We start from the raw sequence: 24,440 nt of genomic DNA on the forward strand, positions 1-24,440 counted from the left end.
TCATGATTAAACATATCGTTTGGTTTACTCTTAAAGAAGAGGCAGAAGGCGCATCCGCAGCAGATAACGCATCAAAAATGGTTGCAATACTCCGCGATCTTGATGGTAAAATTCCTTCCCTTAAAACGCTTGATGTTTCTATGGAATTTGCCAGCACAACGACTGAAGATGTGCAGGTAATTCTTCTTTCCAGCCATGATGATGAAGCAGGTCTCGCAGACTACGCAAACCATCCGCTTCATCTTGAGTGCGTTGATTTTATCAAAAAGGTTATCTCAAGCCGCAAAGCTATCGATTTTGTAGTGTAATTATGTGCCGTTGGCGTTGCCGCAACGTTTTATGTGGCTTTAATTCGCTAACGTGAAGAGTAAAAAGAGGGCTGTCCTGCTTAGGTAGGACAGCCCTTTTGTTTTTGAAGAAAGGTTGTGGAGCGTATACCGCAAGGCTAGGTAAAAAAGTGTTTAGCTCGCAGTTAAAAGTTTTATGAGAGTCCAGAGGACCTTGTTTCAACAGCAGTAGCTGTTTTTGAGGTATGAAAGATTACAGATAGCGATAATGAAACAGGTTCGTTGGCTTCCGGAGGCAAGCGCAACTTTTTTTTACTCTTCTCTAAGCTCGCGTTTCATGAGTTCGCGCCATGCGTCATGCGGATTTTTACCGTCATGGATAATGGCGTGCATGGTGGCGGTGATTGGGAGTTCAACATTCAAGCGCTGTGCGAGTTGGTGTACTGCGGTTGTGGTTTTTACGCCCTCTGCCACTTGCTGCATTTCTTCGAGGATTTCAGCCATGGTTTTGCCCTGACCAAGCTTGAGACCGACCTGTCTGTTTCGGGAAAGGTCGCCAGTGCAGGTTAATACGAGATCACCCATGCCGGAGAGTCCCATAAAGGTTTCTGCTTTGGCTCCCATGGCAACGCCAAGGCGGGACATTTCTGCAAGACCTCGTGTGATGAGGGCTGCTCGTGCATTTGCCCCGAATTTCAGGCCGTCTGACATTCCTGCGGCAATAGCGATGACGTTTTTAAATGCTCCGCCTAGTTCAACGCCAAGGACGTCTGTGGAGGAATACGCCCGGAAGTTTTCGTTGGAGAACATTTCGCGCAAGTCTTTACCACATCTTGCATCGCTACAGCCTAATACTACTGCTGTAGGCATACCGCGAACTACTTCTGCGGCAAAGGAAGGGCCGGAAAGCATGGCAAAGACCGGTTTTTTGTGACCGAGTTCCTCTGTCACAACTTCTGAGACTGTTTTTCCGGTGTCGAGCTCCAATCCTTTGTTGGTACAAATGATGACGGTGTCTTCTTCAATGAGCGGCTCAAGTTTTTTCAGTGTGCTGCGGAATACCTGACATGGTACGGAGAATACAATATGGCGTGAGCCTGAGAGCGCAGCGTTAGGGTCGGCTGTTGCAGTTATGTTCTTGTGGAGTGGCACATTAGGTAAGTATTTTGCGTTTTCCCGTGTGCTGTTAATAGCTTCTGCCTGTTTTGGGTCACGCACGAGAAGCGGTACTTGATATCCCTTTTCGGCAAGTAGCTGGGCGAGGGCTGTGCCCCAGCTTCCACCACCGATTACGGTAACGTTCATGTAGTACTCCAGAAAATTAATCTAGATGGAATGGTTGAGAAAACTTCAATGAAAAAAATGTATACGGTTACATTTTTGTTTCAAGCATCCTGTATCGTAACGTTTGGCAAGTCACAAGGCTAGTTTTTACTAGTAAGAAATTTTTAGATTAAAAATGTGATGTCCGTTAAACGACAGAAAAACACATACGGGCTTTGTATGTTTTTTTCGCATGCGGTGCGGCAACTATTTGCGGAATCAGTATGCTTTGAGGATGGTGAGAAGCATAAAGAGTCCTTTGTTTACTGAAGGTTGTGGATGCGTAATTAACGAATGATTAGCGGTTGCAACGTGCGGTGCTAACAGGTATCACCACTGGGTGAAATAAAAAAGGAACGCGAGGATGTACCATGGCGAAGACCGAGTTTACGGAAGTCGAAAAAAAGATTTTGCATATTGTGCAAGCCAACCTTCCAGATAGCGCTACTCCATACGCTGATATTGCGGAAGAAGTAGGTACAGATGAAGAAACAGTTCTTAATCTGCTGCAGCTTATGAAAGACGAAGGCACTATCCGTCGCTTTGGTGCGAGCTTAAAGCACCAGAAAGCTGGATTTAATCATAATGCAATGGTTGCATGGATTGTAGATGAGAACATTATTGATGAAATGGGCAAAATCGCTGCCAAACATCAACTTATATCCCATTGCTACCATCGCCCGACCACTCATCCAGAGTGGAAGTACAATCTTTTTACGATGATTCATGGTCGTCACGAAGACGAATACATGGAAGTAATTGAAGAGCTTCGCAGATCGACTGAGCTGGATGAATTTGCTGTGCTCACCTCTCTGAAAGAGCTTAAAAAAACCTCCATGACCTACTTTTAGATTTTCCAGCATGAAACCAGTGTAACCTGCTAGGTTTCAGCTTTTATTTTATACCATCCAAGAGGGAGAACCGTATGGAACGCTCCAGTGAATTATACGCACGTGCTAAGGATCTTATGCCTGGTGGCGTAAACAGCCCTATCCGTGCTTGTCTCAGCGTTGAATGTGAACCGCTTTTTATCAAAAAAGGTGAAGGCGCAATTCTTACTACCGAGGACGGCAAAGAGTACATCGACTTTGTTGAAGGTTGGGGACCAATGTTGCTTGGTCACGCTCATCCGGACGTAACCAAAGCAATTCAGGAATCTGCTGCAAACAGCGCCTGTTTTGGTGCACCTTGCCTTGGCGAAGTTGAACTCGCTCAGATGATCATTGATGCTATGCCTGGCGTAGACATGGTGCGCATGGTGAGCTCCGGTACTGAAGCAACCATGACAGCTTTACGTCTTGCTCGCGGTTACACTGGCCGTAACAAGTTCATCAAATTTACTGGTAACTACCATGGTCATGGCGATCCGTTCCTCGCAGCTGCAGGTTCCGGTTTTGCAGATCTTGCAATTCCAGGTACTCCTGGTGTTCCAGCGGGTACTGTTCAGGATACCTTACTTGTTCCTTACAACGATATCGAAGCAGTTCGTAAGCAGTTTGAAGCAAACGGCGACGAAATTGCGTGTATTATCGTAGAGCCAACTGCTGGTAACATGGGTCTGATTCCTCCAGTAGAAGGCTTCCTCGAAGGTCTTCGCGAAGTTTGTGACCAGTACGGCGCACTTCTTATCTTCGACGAAGTAATTACTGGCTTCCGTCTTTCTTACGGTGGCGCGCAGGCTCGTTTCGGCGTTACTCCAGACCTTACCACCCTTGGTAAAATCATCGGTGGCGGTATGCCAGTAGGTGCATACGGCGGTAAGCGTGAAATTATGGATCGCGTAGCACCAACTGGTAATATTTTCCAGGCTGGTACTAACTCCGGCAACCCGGTTGTAATGGCTGCAGGTATCGCTACGCTTAAAGTGCTTCAGAATGCAGATTACGATGCTCTCGAAGCTCGCGTTGCAGCGTTTGCTAAAGAATTGCACGCAATTATTGCTTCCAAAGGTGTAGACGTAACTTACAACACCCTTGCATCCATGTTCACTATGTTCTTCACCAGCGAGAAAGTGACACACTTCGATCAGGCGAAAGCTTGTAATGCGAAGATGTACGCTTCGTTCTATCAGCAGATGCGTGCTCAGGGCGTATACCTTGCTTCCCTTGGTCTTGAGGCTGCAATGGTTTCCTTCGCACACACTGATGAGCACTTCGAGAAAGCTCTCGAAGCTGCCCGCAACGTGAAGTTCTAATTTTATTAGCTTGAGATTGTCTGCCGCAATGTTGAGAGTTTTTTTGTCTCTCTGCGAGAGGGACGTGTCTCAACTACGTTGTAAGTTAGTAGTTCCAAGCTAGAAAATAACGAAAGAGTATATTACGAAGGGTGGAGTGCTAGTCGCTCCACCCTTTGTTGTTGTGGTAAGGTGAGAAGGCTAAGTCACGTGAGCCTGCAAGCTTCAAGCGTGGCTCGGTTGCGAATAACGATAGTGAAACGGGCCACCGGAGGCAGAAGATATGAACAACCTAGCCGTATTTGCAGTTACCCCCAAGGGGGTGGCATTGGCGCGCAGTATTGCTTGCGCACTTGGTGGCAGTGTTTTTGTACCAATGCGCATGGTCGACACAAACCCGATTGTGCAAGAGGTTGGTTTTGAGAGCCTGCGTGAGTGCGTTTCCGAGGTTTTCAACGACTTTTCGTCTCATGTGTTCATTACCGCTGCGGGTATTGCCGTCCGTGCTATTGCGCCGCATCTGGTGAGCAAAGATGTTGATCCTGCTGTTGTTGTGATGGATCAGAATGGACAGCACGTAATAAGCCTGCTTTCCGGCCATCTTGGCGGGGCTAATGAGCTTGCAAAAGTAGTGGCGCAGCTAATAGGTGGCGTAGCGGTAATCACTACGGCTACCGATTCAGAAAAGCTGCCTTCATTGGATATGGTCGCTGTTGAAGCCGGTTGCGCGATTTATAACATTGATGCAGTGAAGCATGTTAATGGCGCGTTGCTGGCGGGTGAAAAGGTCGTTCTTGATGACCCTGCGGATGTGCTGGGCTTGAAACATGGACAATTGGCTGAGCTTTTTACTCCGGCAGAACTGGTTCCGTTTGCAGAAGAAGATGGACCGAGTGTCGTTGTTTCCTGGCGTAGTGCAGAATTGATTGAGCCGGAAGAAAAGACATTGTTGTTGCATCCCAAGGTGCTGTGTGTGGGCATAGGCGCTAAGCGTGGTGTAGCCAAGGAGACGGTACTCGGGGTTATCCGGACTACGTTCGAGAAGCATGATTTGGCAATTGAGAGCATTGCGTATCTAGCCTCGGTTAATGCAAAAATGGAAGAGGAGGGCATTATTGAAGCTGCTGAAGCGCTAGGTGTTCCTTTTGTTACGTTTGCCGCGGATGTTCTAGACGGTGTAGATGTTCCCAATCCTTCCGACGCTCCAATGCAGGCTGTCGGTACGAAAAGTGTGGCGGAGGCTGCGGCACTTCATTGTGCTTCGCTTAAACATGAGGCTCGGTTGGTTGTAGAGAAAGAAAAAGGTGATGGCGTTACCTGCGCTGTTGCGTTGGAGATATAATGGGTTCTTCATTGAAGGTGGTCGGACTTGGTCCCGGCGATAGCGCGTTGCTTACTCCGCAAGCGCAAAAAGCGATTACAGATGCCGATGTTATTGTCGGATACACGTTATACGTAGATTTGGTTCCGGAAGAGTTGAAAGAAGGTAAAGAGCTTGTTTCAACAGGTATGATGGGTGAGATGGCACGCTGTGAAAAGGCTATTGAGATTGCTTTGAGCGGCAAGAGCACAGTTGTTGTGTGTTCCGGTGATCCTGGAATTTATGCCATGTCCGGTCTGATTTACGAACTTGCTGAAGAGCATCTTGATACGCTCGAAATAGAAGTTGTTGCAGGTATTCCAGCGCTTTCTGCTGCTTCTGCACTTCTCGGGGCACCGTTGATGCATGACTTTGCAGTCATCAGTCTTTCTGACTTATTGACTGAATGGGACATTATAGAAAAGCGTTTGAAGGCTGCTGCCGAAGCAGATTTCGTGATAGTGTTGTACAATCCGAAATCCAAGCGTAGAGATTGGCAGATTGGTAAGGCGCTTGAAATTGTCGGAACCGTGCGAGATGCCGGTACTCCGGTGGGGCTGGTGAAGTCTGCTTATCGTAAGGAACAGGAAGTAAAAGTGTTTTCCTTAAATTCCTTTGACATTGAACAAGTAGATATGCTTTCTACAATAATAATAGGCAATTCTACGACTCGAATGATAGGTCAGAACATCGTAACCCCCCGTGGTTACCTGAAAAAGTATCGTAAATAACTTTTGGGAAAACGTTATGTTACATCGCTACCTAATTCCTTCTGTTCCGTTGGTAATATCGTTATTTTTTGCAGCTATCTGTATTGCTGCGGCTCATGAAGCGCCGAAAGAACCTATTGTTATCGGTGTGCCAGCTGGAGCTAATCTTAAAAAACCGAGGGTAGCGTTTCAACATGCTAAGCATGCGGCGTTGCAGTGTGAAGCCTGTCACCACATGCTTAAGGAAAAACCTGACGTTTACACCTGTTCATCTAAAGGGTGTCATGATCTTGGCAACCCGACTTCATCTGAAGAGCGTAAGTCTATGGCTTATTTCAAAAGAGCATTCCATGCGAACAGCAAAGTAAGTTGTAATGGATGTCATAAGGCTCTTAAGAAAGAAGGAAAGCCTGCAGGTCCAACTTCGTGTAAGGAATGTCATACTGTAAAATAGCACAGTATGGATTGAGCAGGCAAACAATGCACATTATACACTGTCGCCTTGCTGTCTTTTCCTTGTGTTCAGGGAATGTCGTGTGATTACTACTGAGTAGGTCGCGTTTGCTTGACAGTGTAATAGAGGTACAATATAGCCTAATGTGAAAATCATAACATGCCTTGTGAAGGAGGTTGTACTGTCATGAAAAGAGTAATGGTACTCGCTATGGCTGCAGTGCTTTGTGTTGCTTTTGCTATGGTTGCTTACGCTGTTGATGCTCCATCCGAACCAGTTAAGATGGAAGCAACCAAAAAGCCGGTTATGTTTAACCACGCAACTCACACTGACTACAAATGTGAAGAGTGTCACCACCCTGTAAATGGTAAAGAAAACTACCAGAAATGTGCTACCGCTGGCTGTCACTCAGCAGCTAAAGCAGACAAAAAGAAAGCTGGTTCTTACTACAAAATCGTTCACGATAAAAAACCTGGTAAGTCCGGTATTGCAACCTGTGTATCTTGTCACAAAGAAGTTGCTGGCAAAGATAAAGCTCAGAAAAAAGCTCTCACTGGTTGTAAAAAATCCAAGTGTCACTCCTAGAGTGAGCTTTTGTTGACGAGTATAAAGACCGCCTGAAAAGGCGGTCTTTTTTTGTGGAGCAAAGGTATAATCAGTGATATTCCGCGCCATACCTAATGGAAACATGTGTGAGGACCGATGAGCTTTGGAGTGTGTAATTTACACAGGAAGATGTGTCGCCACACTAAGTTATGCATAGGTGTCTATGCGTTCATAGCAGTGTCTACATTACTGCACGAATATGGTGTTCTGTCATGCTAGATCCTCTTGGGTCTCGCATGGCTAATGCAGCAAAAAAATATCATGCATATAACGTAGCGTATGAAGAAGCAAAATTAGGGAGTCATGCTGTTTTGTGCGGTATGAATAGCAGCTTCGAATCTTGCTTTATGCAGTAATGTATGGTTAATTTCATGAAATAATGTATGTTGTGATATGTTTATTTGCATACATTAGTGCACTACGCGTTTGTGTTTAAAACTGCCTAACCGAATTTAAAGGTGTGTCATGTCCGATAATACAAAGAATGGAATTATCGATCTAACAGAAATTGTAGAGATGGGTACTCCGCCTGACCCGGCGGCTAATAACACCATCCCTGCCAGCCCTGCGGGTACTGTTGATTTTGAAAGTGAACTGGAAGACCTTTTTAATACTACCGATTTTTCAGAGCTTGCGGACTCTGCTGATTCTAGCTCACAGCCAGTAGAGCAATCTGCTGATCTTTTTGCAGACACACCGAAGAATGAGCCTGCCGCAGAAGATTTACTGGCAGATTTAGCGCCGGAAATGTCCGCCCCGACACAATCAGGTGGCAGTGCAGTTGACTCTGCTCCGTCTTTTGAATCCGATTTGGACGATCTTCTTGATTCTGTTGATGCAAAGGACTCCTCTGTAGGGTTTGACGCTGATTTTGAAGACTTGCTTAATGAATTTTCAGAGTCACCTGCTTCTAAAAAAGAGCCTGTCCGCCAACCTGATTTTGATGAAGATTTATCCTCAATGTCCATGAATCCTGCTACACCAGAATCCGTTGTTGCAGAACCTGCTCCGCAGCCTCAGGCAGTGGCTTCGGAACCCCTTGCTGCTACGGAAGCCAACATTGCAGACGTGAATGCTGCAGACGTTGATGACCTTTTTGCAGATTTAGACTTTGAATTGGGCGAAGCTCCGGCAGAACCAGCACACCTCGCTCCTGCTGAAGAACCAAAAGTGCAGCCAGCTGATGATCTTGATGATCTATTTGCAGATTTTGATTTTGAGACAGCACCTGTAGAAGATCCAGTACCAAAGCCGAAATCTGCCCCATCCGCTCCGCAGGGTGGAGCAGATGATGATCTTTTAGGAGATTTAGGACTGGATTTTGATCTGGATGAGCCAGACACAAAGCAGGTTCAAGAGCTTAAGGTTCAGTCTGCTCCGGAACCTGCTCCAGCAACAGAAAAAAACATCGCAGATATTAATAATACCGATGTAGATGACCTGTTTGCAGACTTAGATTTTGAACTTGGCGAAGCGCCAGTCGAGGCGTCAGTTGAACCGGAACCGCAGCCAGTTGTTTCACCAGCCGCGCCAGCTAAGTCAACTCCTGTCGAAGATGTTTCGTTAGAGGATCCATTCGACATCGACGGTATTTTAAACGAGTCCAGTGATGATACTCCTTCTCCTGCACAGGAGGCCCAGGGCGATTTTGATCTTGCTGACCTTGATGAACTCCTTAAAGTTGATGATGAGCCTGCACAGGCACCGCGTACCGATTTAACCGCTGCAGACGGCACCACACTTGAGTCAGAAGAAGTTGAGATGGATGACATTGGCTTCCTCCTTAGTGAGCTTGATGAAAATGATGGTGCACAAACAGTGGTTGAAGCAGTGCAGGAACCTGTAGTCGAACCGGAAGCAGAAATTGCACCGGAAGTGGCTTTTGAACCGGATTCTCCAGTGGAAGCTGTTGTGCCGGAAATTAAAGAGCCTGTCGCTCCTGTTGATGGCTCTATGTTTGATGCTGAAATCGATGCACTTCTTGATGATCTTGAAATGGCTGCAGCAGAACCTGCAACGCCTATTCCTTCAGAGCCGCAAGTTGAGCCTGTATTAGAGCCTGAACCGGTAGGTGTTGTGCCTGAACCTGCAGAGGAGATCGAAGAGGTAACTCTCTCTGTAGAGTCAGAGAGCAATTCAGAAGTTCAGGATGACGACCTTGATCTTGATGCGCTTCTTGATGATCTTGAAATGGTTGCAGCAGAACCTGCAGCGCCAATTTCTTCAGAGCCGCAAGTTGAGCCTGTATTAGAGCCTGAACAGGAAGTAGTCGAGCCTGAACCAGCTGAGTTGACTAAAGACGCACTTCTTTCTGCAGAGCCTGTGAATACGGGAGAATTTCCGGAAGATGACCTTGATCTTGATGCACTTCTTGAAGACGATCTACTTGGAGTTGCAGAGACTTCGGAAACAGCTCCTGAAGTTGACGCAGCGTCTCCGATTGTAGAAGACGAGTTAACTGCTGAGCTTGATGCGTTGCTTAATGATGACACATTGGGTGTTTCTGATGCCCCAGATACGCAGGAAGACGCCTCTCCGTTAGGTTCCGCTGATGAGTTTGAATCTATTCTTGATGAATTGGATTCTCTTCTTGATGAGCAGGAAGCACTCGAGCCTGTGATGGAAGCTGATTCAGAAGACCCTGTTGATGAACTTTTTGCAACGCCTGTCGAAGATGTACTTCAGGATGCGGTAGGATTGGATTTTGAGTCAGATGTCGTTGAACCGGAAATAGCTGTAGCTGAATCACCTGAATCAGAGCCAATGACTGAGGTTCAATCTATAGAAGGGCCTACAGTAGAACCAGAGGCAGAGCTGCTTGGCGAACCGACGTCTTTAGAAGAAGATTTGGATTCAACCCTTGATAGAATTTTAGGCGAAGAGCCACTTGGCGGTGACGTTGTGGGTGATGTAACTGAAGATGATCTTCAACCAGCTGTAGAACCGGCTGAGTTTACACATGACGACATTGATACGTTATTCTCTGATGCTGATGCGCCAGAGTCTGTAATGGAAGAAGTTCCAGAAGGTGAGCAGGATTTGTCCTTTGAAGCACCTGTTGAAGAGCCGATTTCTGAAGATGTTTCGATGATGGCTGAGCCATCTATTGAATCATCGCAAGAACTTGCAGCAGAGCCAGAGGTAGTTGCTCCAGAACATCTTGATCTGTCAGACCCTACTGCAGGAGCTGCACTTCATGATAACGTAGATGAGCCTGTTTTTGCAGCTCCAGAGGAACTTGCAGAGCCGTTTGGACAGGTGGCAGAAGATAGCGATCCTGTCTCTGAAGCTATGGATGCCGTGGAACAGGAGGTTCCAATGGCTGAGCTTGAGCAGGAAGCTATGGCAGATCTGGAATCTTTTGCAGATCTTCAGCCGGAGCCTGTTGAAGCTCCTGAAGAAGAGGACGCACCAGAACTGGACATGGTCGATATTAATGAAAACGCTGCACCTGTTCCGCCTAATGCAAGTCTTGAAGATCTTATGCGCGAGTCTAGTGTAGCTGCTCCAGATTTTGCGGATTCCTCAATGGAGATGCTGGATACCACTCCGGCAGTAAGTTCAGCTGTTCAGCATGACGATTCGTATGATGTTCCGCCGGTGCCAGCCATGACACCTGAAGAGTTTGCAGAGCTTACAGAGCGTATTTACTATTTGGAAAGCACATTACAGAACGTCGTTGTTATGCAGGAATCTTTTGCAGCTTCACAGCCTGCAGCTGTGGATAAAGAGGTTATGAAAGAAGCAATTGATGATGCTTTTAATCTGGATGGCCCATTGATGGCGCGTGTTTTGAATGCTGTTGAGGTTCGAACTGAAATGATGATTGAATCAATGGGTAACCGGATCGAAGGGCAAATTAAAGGGACAATAGAACAGTCTGCGGCGAAGTCTGCAGCTCAGGTTATTCGGGAAGAACTTAAGGCCTTGTTGGCTGAGGATTTTTCCTAGGTAACAAATCTGTAACATAATTGTAACGTGATTGTAACAATAGTCTGCCCATAACCTCGTACAAAAAGGGTGGTGCTGCAATCCATGCGACTCTTGCTATAAAGAGTTGCATGGTTGCAGCCTTTTTTTGTGACTATGGTGATGGGTGTAAGCGTTCAGCTTTCTTTGGAAAGGCATGTCATTTAGCAACAAACGGTGTAATTTGGCTTGAAGTTCCAAGGAATATAGCTTAGCTGTTCGTTCAAACAGCCTTAATTCAGGGCGTACGATTTTTTATTATCAGGAGTAGGTTGATGCGTGATAATTTAGCGAATCCAGCACCACTCGGTCTCATGGGCTTTGGTATGACCACAGTGTTGTTGAACATTCACAATGCAGGATTTTTTCCAATTTCTTCAATGATCCTTGCTATGGGTATTTTTTACGGCGGTATCGCTCAGGTAATCGCTGGCGTAATGGAATTCAAAAAAGGCAACACATTCGGTACAACTGCGTTTACCTCTTATGGTCTTTTCTGGATTTCCTTGGTGGCTCTCATTATTATGCCTAAGCTTGGCTGGGCAGATGCAACTCCGCATGCGTACATGGGCTGCTATCTTGCAATGTGGGGTCTTCTCACCTTTTTCCTTTTCCTTGGAACACTTAAAGGTAATTTCTGCATTAAGTTCATTTTTGGTTCCCTTACTCTTCTCTTCTTCTTGCTTGCAATCCGTGACTTCACTGGTTCTGCTCTCGTAGGAACCATCGCAGGTTACGAAGGTATCGTATGTGGTATGTCCGCAATCTACCTTGCAATGGCAGAAGTTCTTAATGAAGTTTATGACAGAGTGGTACTGCCAATCGGCTAGTCTTTCTGTTTGAAAGGGGTTGCGTTACCTCTTGTCAGTTTCTGTTTGATAAGCACAGCTATCGGGCAGATAATTTCACTGTCAGGACAAAGTGAAATATTTAAGATCGGAAAAGCATAGCTTTTCCGATCTTTTTTTTGTGGGGTAAGGCAAGAGGAATGTGTTATCTTTTTTTAATTGAAAATGTAACCGTTTTCATTGATATGAAACGCTGTTTTGAGGCGTTTTGACCAGTGCCCTTTTTTAAATCTAGCCTTAGTGTAAGCGGCGCTTATCACAGATCTTAGCTTCATATTCACACCATAGTTGCAAAAGTTTTAAAACCACCATATAAGGCAAAAAATGAAAACGGATTGATTTGTTTGTTGCACCGTTTTCATTGTATTGCACGGTGAAAGCGAAAATGTAGCTTTCTTTGTTTAGATCGTGAAGGCACAGCCTACGATGCCTCCCCTCAGTCCAAGTGCGCGTTTTGGGGATTAAGCATCAAGTTTAAAACCATAACGCGTTTATCACCTATGACTTTGAACAAATCTTTTCAGCCGACAATTAGGGATATTGCCCGAGAGGCAAAAGTTTCCATTGCAACCGTTTCTCGGTACCTGAATATGCCGGAAAAGGTGCGTAAGGAAACTGGGGAGCGTATTCAGCGCATTATCGATAAGCATAATTATCGATGCAACTTTGCGGCAAAGGCGCTGGCTACGCAGCGTACAAAAACTATTGGATACATCATCCCTGCTGTTAATAACCAGATTTACAGTGAGTGTGCTCGTGGCGTGCAGGATGAAGCACAATTGCATGGGTATCAGGTGTTTATTGCCAGTGCGGAGTACAACCGCCAGCGCGAAAAGCAGATGGTGGAAAATTTTCTGGAGCGTCGTGTAGACGGTATTATTCTTACTGTATCCGACTCCATGGGCGATATTGCGCAAAAATTGTATCAGGAAAAAATTCCGGCAGTTAACCTGTTTAACAAACAGGGGTGTCTACCATGTGTGTCTGTGGACAACGTACAGGCTAGTTACGATGCTACCGAATACTTGATTAAGCTCGGTCATAAGAGCTTTGCGATGCTTGGCGTGCCATTTATTGCTTCTGACCGATGTCGTATGCGTTATGAGGGCTTCTTACGATGCTTGCAGGATCACGATATTCCGACGCACCCTCAAAGCTTTGTACAAGTTTCTTCTAATACTTCGGATTGCTCAGAAGGCATCGAGAAGTTAATGAACTCCTCAAATCCTCCGACCGCGATTTTTGCTTCAAATGATCTTGTAGCGATCAATACAATTAGTGCGTTGCGTCGACTTGGGTTTGAAATTCCCAAAGACGTGTCTGTTTTCGGATTTGATGACATCCCAATGGCAAAACATGTCTGGCCGCCGCTTACTACTGTTCTCCAGCCGGGTTACCGTATGGGACGGCAGGCAACTTCAGTGCTGTTGGATATCCTGCGTACCGGTGAGCATCCGGAGGAAACTATCCCATCTGTTCAGCATGACCTTATCATCCGTGAATCTACTGGTGTTCCTCCACGCTAGGTACTTAATAATAGAACAAAAAAAACGCTTCTGACTTGTTTGTCAGAAGCGTTTTTTTTGTTGTCTATTATTGTTTGATTGTGGGGTAAATGGAATGTTGTTTTTTGAATAGATAGTCTGCAGATTCATTATCTTACAGGAAAATTATTGAGTGATACTACAAAGAAACACCCTGTGTATGTTGTGTGAGAGAAAAATGTATTTACACGTGATTTGACGTAGTTTTTCATTTGATGTATACATATAATACAGCGAGTTACAACTGATAAACATAATGCACAATTTTTGTATGTACTGTTATTTGCAATGCAGAATTATAATTCTGCATTGTTTTTTATGTGTACTATAAGCTGTACTAGTAGGTGTTACATTGTGCATAAACAATAGGAGGAGTTTTGAGTTTCACTTCAAACCTCACCAACCGTGATGGGGCGAAAATAAAATATGATGTTCATCCGTATATCTTCTTTATTTCTGCTGGGTTAATTATCTTTCTTGTCGCGCTTACAATATATCTTGGTAAAGATATTAAAGATTTCTTTGGAATAGTTCAGACTGGGATTTCTACGTACACTGGGTGGTTCTTTGTTCTTACAATGAACCTTATTTTGATTTGTACCCTTCTTTTTATGTTTTCCCGATTTGGAGACATCCGGCTTGGCGGTGATGAAGCTGTGCCGGAGTTCAGTACTCCAGCATGGTTCGCTATGCTCTTTAGTGCGGGTATGGGGATCGGCCTCTTATTTTACGGCGTTGCCGAACCGATGTTCCATTTTATTTCCTCACCGTTTTCTACTGCTCCGGGTTCACCGGATGCCGCACGCATGGCAATGGATTTGACTTTTCTGCACTGGGGACTTCATCCTTGGAGCGTTTACGCCATTGTTGGCCTTTCTTTAGCTTTCTTTTCGTTCAATAAAGGGTATCCACTTACAATCCGTTCTGCTTTTGTGCCTTTGCTTGGTGATAAGGTAGACGGGCCGCTTGGGTACGCTGTTGATATCTCTGCAACCGTCGCTACTTTGTTTGGTGTTGCTACCTCTCTCGGGGTAGGTGTTCAGCAGGTTAACGCCGGTTTATTTCATGTCTTCGGTATACCGCAGACAACAAATGTTCAGCTTATTTTAATTTGCGCGATCACGCTTATGGCTACGTACTCAGTAGTAAGCGGGCTGGATGCTGGTATTCGCAGGCTGAGTGAGCTTAACATCAGTCTTGCTCTTTTGTTGATGTGCTTTGTGTTGTTACTGGGACCAACCCTGTTTATCCTCAATGCTCTTGTGGAAAACATTGGTATTTATTTCCAAAACTTCATGCAGCTTTCTACTTGGAATGAAACCTATGAAAACACTTCATGGCAAGACGGTTGGACCGTGTTCTATTGGGGTTGGTGGATCGGGTGGTCACCGTTCGTAGGTATGTTTATTGCCCGAATTTCTAAAGGCCGCACTATTCGTGAGTTCATCGCTGGTGTGCTTCTTGTTCCAACACTCGTTACCTTTGTCTGGATTACAGTATTCGGAAACAGTGCGCTGTTTATCGATATGTTCGGCGGTGGGGGCATTGCTAAGGCTGTACAGGAGAACGTTCCGGTTTCCTTGTTTGTACTGCTGGAGCATTTCCCATTTTCTTCTGTAACAAGTGTGCTTGGTATTATTGTTGTTATCAGTTTCTTTGTTACTTCGTCTGATTCCGGCTCACTGGTTATTGATATCATCACAGCAAACGGTAATCAGGATCCGCCTGTTCCGCAGCGTGTTTTCTGGGCTATGCTTGAAGGGACTGTGGCGGCAGCATTATTGTATGGTGGTGGCTTGATTGCTTTGCAAACAGCGACCATTGCATCCGGCTTGCCGTTTGCAGTAATTTTGCTCTTTATGATGTACAGCCTTTTCAAAGGGCTTAAAGACTACTCAGGCCCTCAGCAGTTTTATATCGATACTGACAAGAAGCCGAAGAAAATGAGCGTAACCCCTAAACCGTTTCCAGCTAAACGACGTCGCCATAAAATTCGCTAGGAGGATTCAATGTATACAACTTCTGCCGAAAAATTCACTGGTGGCTGTATGATGCTTATGCGTCAGGAAGACTCTGGTGCAGCGTTTTTGGGTTCTTGCTTTCTCGTGCATGAAGATGGCTATATGCTCACAACAAGTCATATTTTCGGGGATAATCACGAAAATCTATGTGTTGTACCATACGCACCGGAGGCAACTGATTTCCAAAACATCAGTCGTGAACACGTACGCTCCATTCCAGTTGAAGTAATTACCGTGGATAAGGATCGAGATATTGCACTGCTGGCGCTTGATCTGGAAGCGGATATAGTGATGCCGGATTTCTTGCTTGGGAGTACAGAAGGTTTGCGCCTAGGTGCTCCTCTTGTGAGTTTGGGGTATCCTTTCGGCTTTCAGAATATGCACCATCTGACAGTGGTTAGTTCTGTTGTCAGTTCCAAACTGACATCTCCGCTCGGGAATAATCACATTCTTTTTGATACGCGTGTGCATGCTGGTGATGTGGGCGGACCTCTTATCAGTATCAATGAGGATAGGATAGTTGGTATAGTTTGTGGCCGTTATTGTCCAATGGCAGATGGCAGCGCAATTTCTTCCTATTCTCGTGAGCAGGCTCTGGATACCGACCTTTCATACGCAATAGCTATCGAACACGGTATTGCGCTGATGGAAGAAGAGGGGCTTGAGATTATCTAATGCTTGCGAAAGTGGTGGTCTCTAACATGTCAATATGCTTAATTTTATGTGCTTACGACCGTTGATTGCCAGAAATAAGAGATAGATTCTTCCACGCATTGTTGCTGTTCGTGGAGGGAAGAAAATAAAAAAACGCCTGTCAGCGGGATCTGACAGGCGTTTTTAATTTGTACGCAGTTGGGGAAGCCTTTTCTCATTCACACGCAGTTGCAGCTACGTGAGGAAGGTAAAAGGCCATGCTGCGAAATATGTTCTATTTAGCGTAGCGTGCTTCCAGCTCTTCCGCGCTTTTGATAACAGCGGCTTTGCCTTCTTCACGTGCTGCTTTGAGGTTAGCTGCGACGCTGTCGTCTGTGAGAGCAATCATTTGTGCAGCAAGCCATGCAGCGTTTTTAGCACCTGCTTTATCAAGCGCTACAGTTGCAACCGGGTATCCCGGAGGCATCTGTACGGTCGCGAGCATTGCGTCCAGACCGGAAAGGTTGGATGCTGTAACAGGTACACCGATAACTGGTTTGAGAGTACGTGCTGCTACGGCGCCGGCAAGGTGTGCAGCCATGCCTGCGGCGCAGATGAATACCTGACAACCTTCTGCTTCAAGAGTGTCCACCAGATGTTCTGTGCGTTCTGGTGTTCTGTGTGCAGAGCTGACGGTGAAAACGTACGAAATCTTAAGTTGGTCTAATAGCTGGGTGCATGGGCGCATAGTTTCTTCATCTGAAGCACTGCCCATGAAAATAGCAACTTGAGGCATATTCTCTATCTCCTGAGAGGTTATTTAAACCCTTTGAAGCCGATGTCTTTACGGAAATAAGCATTATCCATTTTGACATGTTCAAGAGCTTCGTAAGCGCGTTTTTGTGCCGCGGCAAGATCAGCACCGAGTGCTGTTACGCAAAGTACTCGTCCGCCAGTCGATACGGTTTGGCCGTTCTCGATGGTTGTTCCTGCTTGGAATACTTTTACGTCGCCGATTGCTTCTGCTTCTTCAATACCGGTGATAGCCATACCTTTAGGGTAGGCTCCAGGGTAGCCGTCAGCAGCAACAACAACGCCAAGGGTTGTTTCATCTTTGATTGGGAGCGGGGTTTCGGCAAGTTTGCCCTGAACGCACGCCATCATCACTTCAGCAAGATCGCAATCAAGACGCATCACAAGCGGCTGACATTCCGGATCGCCGAAGCGGACGTTGAATTCGAGTACGTACGGGCCGTTTTCGGTCATCATAAGTCCTGCGTACAGGATGCCGATAAACGGTTTGTCTTTTTCACCCAAAAGATTCACGACCGGCTTCATGACGGATTCAATAATCTCATCATAGCGGTCTGCAGGCAGTACCGGTGCAGGGCTGTAAGCTCCCATGCCACCAGTGTTAGGGCCGGTGTCGCCCTCGTAAACTGCCTTGTGATCCTGAGAAGAAGGAAGAGGTTTTACAGTGTTGCCATCGCAGAAGCAGATAAAGGATGCTTCTTCACCAACAAGACACTCTTCAACAACAACATGTTTCCCAGAGTCGCCAAAGGACTTCTGCACCATAATTTCTTCAAGTGCCTGAATGGCTTCGTCGGTGGACTGGGCAACAATTACACCTTTACCTGCTGCAAGGCCGTCAGCCTTAACAACAATCGGTGCGCCTTTTTCCAGTACGAAGTCACGGGCTTCAGAGAATTCTTCAAATACGCCGAACGCAGCAGTGGGTACACCGGCTTCCTGCATGATCTTTTTGGCAAATGCCTTGGAGCCTTCAAGCTGTGCTGCAAATGCGTTTGGACCGAAGCAGGGAATCCCTTCCAGATCTAGAGCGTCTTTGATTCCAAGAACCAAAGGTAATTCAGGACCCGGAACAACGAGATCAATAGCCTTTTCTTTGGCGAAAGCCACCAGTGCGGGCAGGTCGTCTGCCTTGATTGGTACGTTGGTACCTTCGAGCGCAGTACCACCATTACCCGGGGCAATGAAGATTTCTTCAACTTTTGCACTCTGACGAAGTTTCCATGCGAGGGCGTGTTCACGTCCTCCGGAACCCACGATAAGAATCCGCACGTCTGGCCTCCTAATTGGGAATGGGTTGTCATTCCTGTTTATGGTGCTTGATGAGCGCACCATTGAAAGTTTTTGCTGAGCGCCTGATACAGTTTTTTGGCGATTGGTTCAAGATGGTGACTATTTTTGTCTCGTATCGTCTCAAAGAATAAAAGTGCTGAAAGAGTTATTGTTTGTACAGGTTCTTTATTTGTCCATATGAATATCCATTTGTGGAAATGGTATGGAAACCCCCTGTTCTGTCAGTGCATTTTTACATTCTTCCAGTAGTTCGAATTTTGTAGAGAGGTATTGTTCTGTAGGAACCCATGCCCGCATGGTTATATTGACGCTACTGTCTGCCAAAGCTTCCACGGCAACAACCGGTTCAGGAGTGGTTCTTACAGCTGTATGTTTTTCTAGGACATCCAGAAGAATTTTTTTTGCTTCAGTAATGTTTGCCCCGTAGTCAATCCCGATTGTGAGATCTAGTCTGCGGGTAGGGTTGGCGCTGTAATTGGTAATAACATTATTCATTACCATGCTGTTTGGAATAAAAACCTTTTTATTATCTACGGTGGTTAACACAGTACTGAAAAGGCTTGTTGCTTCAATCGTTCCCATTGTCCCGCAAACTTCGACAAAATCCCCTTTGGTAAAAGGTCGGAAAAATACCAGCAGCATGCCGGATGAAAAGTTCGAAAGGTTGTCTTTGACAGCGAGACCAATGGCTAACGCAGCTGCACCGAATATTGCTATGAGAGAGGTGATGTTGATTCCGACACGTGATGCTGCAATCAGTAGTACAGCGATGATAATGCTGTAGCGGACAATTGTTGTGATAAAGCCGGTCTGTAAGGGGTCAATTTTGTTTTTATCAAGGAAGATACGGATGAGGCGGGTAAGATGACGGGCAAGCCACCAACCCAAAATAAGAATAAACAAGGCATAAAGGATGTTTATACCACTGTCTAACAGCCACACCGAAATCATAGAGCTGAGAGTCTGAAAGTCAAACATAGCTTCCCTCATATGTGATTAGTATTTCTATGTTCTTCTTCAAAAGAACTCTGCGGAATGTAACATGATAGTATGAAAGTAAAAAGTATATGGGATAGAAAGTAATCAATGTTTGTAATTTGATTCTGTTTGAAAAAAAAAATTGAACCTGCTAATTTTACTATAGTATCATAAGGTCATTAACTTGGTTGGTAGCACAGGAGAGCTCTTTTTTAGTTGAAGTCAACGCACCCTAAGACAATAAGCAAGCGGAGGTTCACTTATGTTTTTTAAAAAAATTCTTGTTCCGGTTGATGGTTCCAAACATGCCTTACTTGCAAAGCGCAAAGCTATGGGGATTGCAATCAGTATGAATGCAGAAATCATACTGGTGAACGTGCTTGAACATATTCCTAATATTATCGGTGGCCATGCCCGCGAAGAGCTTCGCGAAGAACAGAAAGAAGAAGCACAGAGAATTTTTGATAAGTACATTCCGGAGCTTAAACAGAATAATGTAACATATAGCACCCGTGTTGCAACGGGGCGTGCCTTTGACGCAGTCTGCAGGATTGCTGAAGATGAACACTGTGATTTGATTTGTATGGGCGCACGCGGGTTAAGTGAAGTAGAGGGACTTTTGTTGGGTAGCCTTACCTCTGATATCATCTCTCACTGCAAAATACCTGTACTGGTTGTCCGGTAGTTACTTTCTGAATTCATCTACATGAACGCGAGATTGTTTTTTATGATCTCGCGTTTTTTGGTAGTGAAGGAAGTGCGATTATAAAACTTGCAAAGAATAACTATCCGACGATATTGATATTACACTAGATTTTCTGTTTTCTTTTTTTAAACACTTAGCAGTCATTATTTAACGTGGAGAGTGCATGTCTCCTTACGTGTTATTATTCAATTTCTTCTTTGTGTTGTCTTTGTTGGGAGCAGGGCATGCCTTGCTTACGCGTAAGCAGCCGAACTCTGCCCTTGTATGGGTTGCGCTCTGTCTATCTCTGCCTGTTGTTGGCGTTCTTGCATACGTGATTTTCGGGGTGAACCGTGTCAGGCGAAGTGCTACACGGCTGCGTGAGGAATTTGAGCAGCAAAAGACCACTGGGTACCTTAAGCCGCCTGATCATCGAGCACATACCTGCCTGTTGAAAGAGCTTCCAGAAGAACTCATTATGCTGGAAAAAATTGGGCGGGCAATGACAGGTACTTTCCCCCTTAAAGGGAACAGTATTCGGCCGCTTTTCAACGGAAAGCAGGCATACCCAGCCATGCTTGATGCTATTAAAAGTGCGAACGAATCTATTTATCTCTCTACCTTTCTGCTGGATAATGATCCTGTTGGCAGGAGCTTTGTAAAAAGCCTTATTGAAGCCCATGAGCGTGGTGTACACGTTGCCGTCCTCATAGATGGTTTTGGTCTGATGCTTTCATGGCGTTCTGTTGTGCGTTTTTTACGTAAGCAGGGAGTACCGGCAGTTGTCTTTCTACCATTGAGCCTTTTTCCGCCGCAAATTCGTCTGAACCTGCGAAATCACCGCAAGCTGCTAGTTGTAGATGGTAAGGTAGGATTCACTGGTGGGATGAACATAGGTGGAACTCGTAGCTCCAAAGGGTATCGTCGTCTTACTGACATGCATTATAAGTTGACGGGACCTATTGTTTCGCAGCTTCAACAAATTTTTATGGAAGACTGGGCATATTCCAATGGTGAAGAGCATCAACCTTTACCGCCAGCGATGGATCATACCGGTAATATTCTTGCCCGTGTTATCAAAGATGGTCCAGATAACCCCGACAATCCTCTTCATACATCCATTCTCGCAACGATAAGTGCAGCCAAACACTCTGTACGTATTATGACGCCTTATTTTTTGCCGTCAGCTGAGCTTATAAGCGTACTTTCTGTAGCAGCGTTACGTGGAATAGCCGTATCCATTGTCTTGCCTGTAAGGTCAAACTGGCCTTTTGTTCATTGGGCGAGCAGAAATTATTTCAAAGACCTTCTTGAGTCAGGTGTACGTATCTTTTATCAGCCACGGCCTTTCTGTCATACTAAGCTTCTTGTTATAGACGACTGTTATGTTCAATTCGGTTCTGCCAACATGGATCCACGTAGTCTGCAGCTTAATTTTGAGCTTAACGTAGAAGTGCTTGATATGGGACTTGCTAATGAGCTTATTGCTCATGTCGATGATACCGTTAAGCTATCTCAAGAGGTGACGCATCGCGAAATCGTGAACCGCTCGCTTCCTATTCGCATGCGCGATGCTTTTTTCTGGCTGTTTTCTCCGTACTTGTAGAAGCTGATATTTTTTTGAGCAGGTATCCTCTCTAGAACTCTTTCTTTCATTGACTAGAGTCAGTTTACGGATAATGAGCGCTGGGGATAGGTTGCCTTGTGTTAGCTCTCAACTACCTTTCATAAATAAAAAAGGACGATCCTAACTAACGTGGGATAGTCCTTTTTTTATTGTTTTAGTGGAGCACATTAAAGCCGCATGAGAAGTTTAATGATGGTCGCTACTCTCTTAGATGAGTCTTATAGCTGCCGGAGGCATAAAAAGTTATCTTTTGATGTAAGCTTTTCGCCCTGTCCTGGCACTCCAGAGTGCGGCAATGCCGAGGAGCATGGCAAACAGAAGATGCGTCCAGTCAATGAGCATTGTAACGGTTGGCGAAAAATGGATGTCGGGCAGGTTCTTGATTACACGGACGTAGCCGGTACCAATGATCAGGCCTAGGAGGACTATGCGGATTTTCCCTGAACCGGTCAGTTTGGGTTGCTTGGCGAACCAGAGTGTTACGAGCCACGCAATTATAAACATAAGGGCGGCTGCACCGATGTAGTGCGCCCAATGGACAGTGAAGGGCTCTCCAAGCCATGCCAAACCTGGGATGTCAGCTACGTAGTAGCGTTTGAAGATAGGCATCTGTCCCATGCCTGTGATGGCCATGAACGCCATTACAGGCATCCAGAGTTTGAGAATAATTTTAGTCATTGTTCTTCCCCTTGCGTACGTCAGAGAGAACTTTGAGAGCACCAGCTGCTATGCCTGCAATAGGTGCAGCAATGAGTGCAGATGTCAGTGTTTCTTCTTTTGCCATAGAGTTTTCTACCGGGGCGAGATGTGGTTTTCCTTTCCCTTTTTCAATGGCTTCGTTGAGCATCTCGAATGGTACAGGTGATACGTAGATTGTGTTGGTGCCCCCATTTTCCTCAAGGCCGTAGATATAGCCATTCATTGAGGTAGCGAGCTCTTTTGCATAGGTGATCATTTCACTGCGTGAGCCAATGCGCTGCACGTTTTCAGGACAGGCTGTTATGCATGCGGGTTGTTGGCCTTGCGCGACTTTATCGTAACAACGGTCACATTTGAGCATGACTCCGTTTCCTGCAAAACGAGGGAGTAAGTCCAGGTAAAGGCCGGCACCGCTTTGACGTTGTGGTATATGCCATGGGCAGACTGTGCGGCATTTGGCTCCACCAAGACATATATCTTCGTGGATGCGGACAATCCCAGAATCTTCCTTACGTGCAGCACCCCAAGGGCAGAGATTCGCACATGGCGGGTTGGTGCAGTGTAGACAGCGTCTTGGGATGTTGAGTTCGTACTCTTTGCCATTGTGTTCTACGTCTGCTGTTTGGATGTAGAGCCAGTTATATGGTGTAAGGCGGTCATCGACATCTTTTTTATCGGACCAGTCTTCAACTTTTACACGTGGCGGGAACATCTTAGGGATTGGTTTGCGTACTTCAGGGAACTTGCGTGCGTTTGATTCTTTACATGCAGAAACGCATTCCCCGCAGCCGATACATTTTGATATGTCGAGCACAGTCATGAGCTCTTCCTGAGGTTCTGTTGGTTGTGCCTTTGCCGTTTTTGCCGCAGAGGCACAAGCTGTAGCTCCGACGGCTCCAAAAACTTTCAGGAAGGTTCTTCGGGATATTGGTGCGTTGGATGACTTTTTCATACGAATACCTGTGAATAGCATTAAGCCTTACGACTAAGGTGGTTGGTGTATTGAACGCTGTCGAGTCGTGTGCGGAAAGCTTTTGAACGTAGTGGATTGAAGAGGATCGCTACGGGCAGAAAGACACGACAGCGATGCCCATACTCTGTTGTTTGAAGGTCTGCTGCAATGATCTAGGTTAAGATCTGTGACGTTAGATTTAGTTCCGCTGTTTTTTGGTGATTGCTGATTGGAGCAGATGGATAGGGTAAGTAGATGTGGGCAGTGTGGTATTCTTATGGGTGGGGCTATACGAAGCCGTGCTGTTTGGCGTTTTCGAGACATTCCTGTCTGTTTTTATATCCTCTGGGAGAGGCACCGATAATTTTACCGTTGGCATTTTTTCTTCGCCAGCGCCATTCTTTTGCGTAGTCTTTATAGAATTCCCACTTATCATCCATATTGTTCGCTCCTGAGCCATGAGCTTTCTTTTGTTCTACGGGAGATAGTTGGGGATGGTAGTATATATGAGTGGGATGTTAGGGCGGAAAAGATAGCGTACGGTAGAGGCAGTCGTTTGAGTGTGTAACGGCGCAAAAAAAAAGCTTACAGATTTTTCTGTAAGCTTTTGTAATCAATGTGGTGGAGCTAAACGGGGTTGAACCGATGACCTCTTGACTGCCAGTCAAGCGCTCTCCCAACTGAGCTATAGCCCCACATCGTGTGAAGTCGGTGTTTATCGAACTGCGGGTGCAGTTGTCAATATGAAAATGAAAAAAAGCCTAAAACAAAGAGAATTATTAGTGGGAAAATAACTTAGAAAGTTAAAAAACAGAAAGGTGTCAAAAAAATAGCATAAAAAGTAAAGATGAATTCTATTCTGTCGATATGTCTTGTAACTAAAGACGTTTTACTACCTATGGGGATAACCTCCCAAGAAAAAGGCGACCAGTTGCGAGGTCGCCTTTTTTTGGATCTTTTGTACGGACTCCACGGGAGTTAAGGAGTTAGTTTGAAATAAGTTTTTGAAAAATAACGTTGTATGTTGAGCGGATAGAGAGTGCCAGCTTTAGTGTGATGTGCTCACGCCGGTCAGAGTCCTTAACAAGTTGGTCTGTTAAGAAGTCTGCAACGTTTGAAAAGTTTTTTGTTCCTTGCTCCGCAAGCAGGGTATTATACACTTCAACGCTACGGTAGAGCATGGTAGCGTTTCCGGCGGCATCTTTATCTAACTTTTTTGCTTCACAGTAGTTCGTAAAGTAAAGCTCATGATCTTTTGGAAAAGATTGCTTTAATGCAAGTTTCCACAGTGCATAAAACAGGGCGATAAGCTCATGTTTTGCTTTTTTCTTGCGAAAAAAACTGAATTTTCCCAGCCCAAGTACTGTGAGTTCGTTGCTTATATTGTATGTACCGAGCAGTGCATCAAAGTTTTCGAATAAATCAGATTCAATAGGTGTCATCTGCACTAATTGCACCATCCTGT

At 45.5% G+C, this 24,440-nt stretch carries 22 protein-coding genes and 1 tRNA gene; 14 read left to right on the forward strand and 9 right to left on the reverse strand.

Annotated features, from left to right (window positions below):
• Positions 1–2: 2 nt before the first annotated feature.
• Entirely contained in the window at positions 3–308 is a 306-nt protein-coding gene (locus BUR09_RS05335) for a Dabb family protein (RefSeq protein ID WP_074215925.1), read from the forward strand.
• A gap of 291 nt (positions 309–599) precedes the next feature.
• Here the strand turns inward: BUR09_RS05335 and BUR09_RS05340 are convergent, their stop codons facing one another.
• Entirely contained in the window at positions 600–1,592 is a 993-nt protein-coding gene (locus tag BUR09_RS05340; RefSeq protein WP_074215926.1) for an NAD(P)H-dependent glycerol-3-phosphate dehydrogenase, read from the reverse strand.
• A 389-nt stretch (positions 1,593–1,981) separates the two neighbouring features.
• On the opposite strand from BUR09_RS05340, the gene ahbB reads away from it, so the two are divergent.
• From ahbB to BUR09_RS05395, 11 genes are all read left to right on the forward strand, one after another.
• Positions 1,982–2,461, forward strand: coding sequence for a siroheme decarboxylase subunit beta (gene ahbB, locus BUR09_RS05345; RefSeq protein WP_074215927.1), 480 nt, complete (start codon positions 1,982–1,984; stop codon positions 2,459–2,461).
• A gap of 74 nt (positions 2,462–2,535) precedes the next feature.
• A complete protein-coding gene (gene hemL, locus BUR09_RS05350; RefSeq protein WP_074215928.1) occupies positions 2,536–3,804 on the forward strand; it encodes a glutamate-1-semialdehyde 2,1-aminomutase in 1,269 nt (422 codons plus the stop codon).
• Between the two features lie 262 nt (positions 3,805–4,066).
• Complete coding sequence (locus tag BUR09_RS05355) at positions 4,067–5,125, forward strand: cobalt-precorrin 5A hydrolase (protein WP_074215929.1); 1,059 nt, start codon at positions 4,067–4,069, stop codon at positions 5,123–5,125.
• Positions 5,125–5,874, forward strand: a complete 750-nt coding sequence (gene cobJ, locus BUR09_RS05360) for a precorrin-3B C(17)-methyltransferase (RefSeq protein WP_074215930.1) — start codon at positions 5,125–5,127, stop codon at positions 5,872–5,874. The genes BUR09_RS05355 and cobJ overlap by 1 nt, the downstream gene beginning before the upstream one ends.
• Before the next feature lie 16 nt (positions 5,875–5,890).
• Entirely contained in the window at positions 5,891–6,307 is a 417-nt protein-coding gene (locus tag BUR09_RS05365; RefSeq protein WP_074215931.1) for a cytochrome c3 family protein, read from the forward strand.
• Positions 6,308–6,493: 186 nt separating this feature from the next.
• On the forward strand, positions 6,494–6,892 hold the full coding sequence (locus BUR09_RS05370) for a cytochrome c3 family protein (RefSeq protein WP_074215932.1): 399 nt from the start codon (positions 6,494–6,496) through the stop codon (positions 6,890–6,892).
• 486 nt (positions 6,893–7,378) lie between these two features.
• Positions 7,379–10,864, forward strand: coding sequence for a midas domain-containing protein (locus BUR09_RS05375; protein ID WP_074215933.1), 3,486 nt, complete (start codon positions 7,379–7,381; stop codon positions 10,862–10,864).
• A gap of 293 nt (positions 10,865–11,157) precedes the next feature.
• Entirely contained in the window at positions 11,158–11,712 is a 555-nt protein-coding gene (locus BUR09_RS05380) for an acetate uptake transporter (protein WP_074215934.1), read from the forward strand.
• 518 nt (positions 11,713–12,230) lie between these two features.
• Complete coding sequence (locus tag BUR09_RS05385; RefSeq protein WP_074215935.1) at positions 12,231–13,256, forward strand: LacI family DNA-binding transcriptional regulator; 1,026 nt, start codon at positions 12,231–12,233, stop codon at positions 13,254–13,256.
• Between the two features lie 395 nt (positions 13,257–13,651).
• On the forward strand, positions 13,652–15,274 hold the full coding sequence (locus tag BUR09_RS05390; protein ID WP_074215936.1) for a BCCT family transporter: 1,623 nt from the start codon (positions 13,652–13,654) through the stop codon (positions 15,272–15,274).
• Between the two features lie 9 nt (positions 15,275–15,283).
• Positions 15,284–15,970 (forward strand): S1 family peptidase, encoded by a 687-nt coding sequence (locus tag BUR09_RS05395; RefSeq protein WP_074215937.1) that lies wholly within the window; start codon positions 15,284–15,286, stop codon positions 15,968–15,970.
• Positions 15,971–16,223: 253 nt separating this feature from the next.
• On the opposite strand, the gene purE is transcribed toward BUR09_RS05395, so the two are convergent.
• The 3 genes from purE to BUR09_RS05410 form a co-directional block, all read right to left on the reverse strand.
• On the reverse strand, positions 16,224–16,724 hold the full coding sequence (gene purE, locus BUR09_RS05400; RefSeq protein WP_074215938.1) for a 5-(carboxyamino)imidazole ribonucleotide mutase: 501 nt from the start codon (positions 16,722–16,724) through the stop codon (positions 16,224–16,226).
• Positions 16,725–16,744: 20 nt separating this feature from the next.
• Positions 16,745–18,013: a phosphoribosylamine--glycine ligase gene (gene purD, locus BUR09_RS05405; protein ID WP_074215939.1), complete on the reverse strand. Its 1,269-nt coding sequence runs from the start codon at positions 18,011–18,013 to the stop codon at positions 16,745–16,747.
• A 186-nt stretch (positions 18,014–18,199) separates the two neighbouring features.
• Positions 18,200–19,012, reverse strand: coding sequence for a mechanosensitive ion channel family protein (locus BUR09_RS05410; protein ID WP_074215940.1), 813 nt, complete (start codon positions 19,010–19,012; stop codon positions 18,200–18,202).
• 262 nt (positions 19,013–19,274) lie between these two features.
• Here BUR09_RS05410 and BUR09_RS05415 point away from each other — a divergent pair, with 262 nt between their 5' ends.
• The gene (locus tag BUR09_RS05415) at positions 19,275–19,697 is read left to right on the forward strand and encodes a universal stress protein (protein ID WP_074215941.1); all 423 of its coding nucleotides are present in this window, start codon (positions 19,275–19,277) and stop codon (positions 19,695–19,697) included.
• Positions 19,698–19,881: 184 nt separating this feature from the next.
• Complete coding sequence (gene cls / locus BUR09_RS05420) at positions 19,882–21,303, forward strand: cardiolipin synthase (protein ID WP_074215942.1); 1,422 nt, start codon at positions 19,882–19,884, stop codon at positions 21,301–21,303.
• 264 nt (positions 21,304–21,567) lie between these two features.
• Here cls and BUR09_RS05425 read toward each other — a convergent pair whose 3' ends face one another.
• The 5 genes from BUR09_RS05425 to BUR09_RS05445 all read right to left on the reverse strand — a co-directional run bounded on the left by BUR09_RS05425 (position 21,568) and on the right by BUR09_RS05445 (position 24,423).
• Positions 21,568–22,002, reverse strand: a complete 435-nt coding sequence (locus BUR09_RS05425) for a hypothetical protein (RefSeq protein ID WP_074215943.1) — start codon at positions 22,000–22,002, stop codon at positions 21,568–21,570.
• Positions 21,995–22,975, reverse strand: a complete 981-nt coding sequence (locus BUR09_RS05430; protein WP_074215944.1) for a 4Fe-4S dicluster domain-containing protein — start codon at positions 22,973–22,975, stop codon at positions 21,995–21,997. The genes BUR09_RS05425 and BUR09_RS05430 overlap by 8 nt, the downstream gene beginning before the upstream one ends.
• Positions 22,976–23,262: 287 nt before the next feature.
• On the reverse strand, positions 23,263–23,415 hold the full coding sequence (locus BUR09_RS05435) for a YegP family protein (RefSeq protein ID WP_074215945.1): 153 nt from the start codon (positions 23,413–23,415) through the stop codon (positions 23,263–23,265).
• A 179-nt stretch (positions 23,416–23,594) separates the two neighbouring features.
• Positions 23,595–23,670 (reverse strand) — tRNA-Ala (locus BUR09_RS05440).
• A 291-nt stretch (positions 23,671–23,961) separates the two neighbouring features.
• On the reverse strand, positions 23,962–24,423 hold the full coding sequence (locus BUR09_RS05445) for a hypothetical protein (RefSeq protein ID WP_074215946.1): 462 nt from the start codon (positions 24,421–24,423) through the stop codon (positions 23,962–23,964).
• Positions 24,424–24,440: the final 17 nt, after the last annotated feature.

It is taken from the genome of Halodesulfovibrio marinisediminis DSM 17456 (genome assembly GCF_900129975.1).
Classification (GTDB): Bacteria; Desulfobacterota; Desulfovibrionia; order Desulfovibrionales; family Desulfovibrionaceae; genus Halodesulfovibrio; species Halodesulfovibrio marinisediminis.

What these genes read in the sequence shown, in the direction of transcription:
- BUR09_RS05415 (WP_074215941.1), top strand. Translation starts at nt 19,275, where the DNA reads ATGTTTTTTAAAAAAATTCTTGTTCCGGTTGATGGTTCCAAACATGCC.
- BUR09_RS05375 (WP_074215933.1), top strand. Translation starts at nt 7,379, where the DNA reads ATGTCCGATAATACAAAGAATGGAATTATCGATCTAACAGAAATTGTA.
- BUR09_RS05410 (WP_074215940.1), bottom strand. Translation starts at nt 19,012, where the DNA reads ATGTTTGACTTTCAGACTCTCAGCTCTATGATTTCGGTGTGGCTGTTA.
- cls (WP_074215942.1), top strand. Translation starts at nt 19,882, where the DNA reads ATGTCTCCTTACGTGTTATTATTCAATTTCTTCTTTGTGTTGTCTTTG.
- BUR09_RS05395 (WP_074215937.1), top strand. Translation starts at nt 15,284, where the DNA reads ATGTATACAACTTCTGCCGAAAAATTCACTGGTGGCTGTATGATGCTT.
- hemL (WP_074215928.1), top strand. Translation starts at nt 2,536, where the DNA reads ATGGAACGCTCCAGTGAATTATACGCACGTGCTAAGGATCTTATGCCT.
- ahbB (WP_074215927.1), top strand. Translation starts at nt 1,982, where the DNA reads ATGGCGAAGACCGAGTTTACGGAAGTCGAAAAAAAGATTTTGCATATT.
- BUR09_RS05385 (WP_074215935.1), top strand. Translation starts at nt 12,231, where the DNA reads ATGACTTTGAACAAATCTTTTCAGCCGACAATTAGGGATATTGCCCGA.
- BUR09_RS05430 (WP_074215944.1), bottom strand. Translation starts at nt 22,975, where the DNA reads ATGAAAAAGTCATCCAACGCACCAATATCCCGAAGAACCTTCCTGAAA.
- BUR09_RS05380 (WP_074215934.1), top strand. Translation starts at nt 11,158, where the DNA reads ATGCGTGATAATTTAGCGAATCCAGCACCACTCGGTCTCATGGGCTTT.
- BUR09_RS05355 (WP_074215929.1), top strand. Translation starts at nt 4,067, where the DNA reads ATGAACAACCTAGCCGTATTTGCAGTTACCCCCAAGGGGGTGGCATTG.
- BUR09_RS05425 (WP_074215943.1), bottom strand. Translation starts at nt 22,002, where the DNA reads ATGACTAAAATTATTCTCAAACTCTGGATGCCTGTAATGGCGTTCATG.
- BUR09_RS05435 (WP_074215945.1), bottom strand. Translation starts at nt 23,415, where the DNA reads ATGGATGATAAGTGGGAATTCTATAAAGACTACGCAAAAGAATGGCGC.
- BUR09_RS05340 (WP_074215926.1), bottom strand. Translation starts at nt 1,592, where the DNA reads ATGAACGTTACCGTAATCGGTGGTGGAAGCTGGGGCACAGCCCTCGCC.
- cobJ (WP_074215930.1), top strand. Translation starts at nt 5,125, where the DNA reads ATGGGTTCTTCATTGAAGGTGGTCGGACTTGGTCCCGGCGATAGCGCG.
- purE (WP_074215938.1), bottom strand. Translation starts at nt 16,724, where the DNA reads ATGCCTCAAGTTGCTATTTTCATGGGCAGTGCTTCAGATGAAGAAACT.
- BUR09_RS05335 (WP_074215925.1), top strand. Translation starts at nt 3, where the DNA reads ATGATTAAACATATCGTTTGGTTTACTCTTAAAGAAGAGGCAGAAGGC.
- BUR09_RS05370 (WP_074215932.1), top strand. Translation starts at nt 6,494, where the DNA reads ATGAAAAGAGTAATGGTACTCGCTATGGCTGCAGTGCTTTGTGTTGCT.
- BUR09_RS05365 (WP_074215931.1), top strand. Translation starts at nt 5,891, where the DNA reads ATGTTACATCGCTACCTAATTCCTTCTGTTCCGTTGGTAATATCGTTA.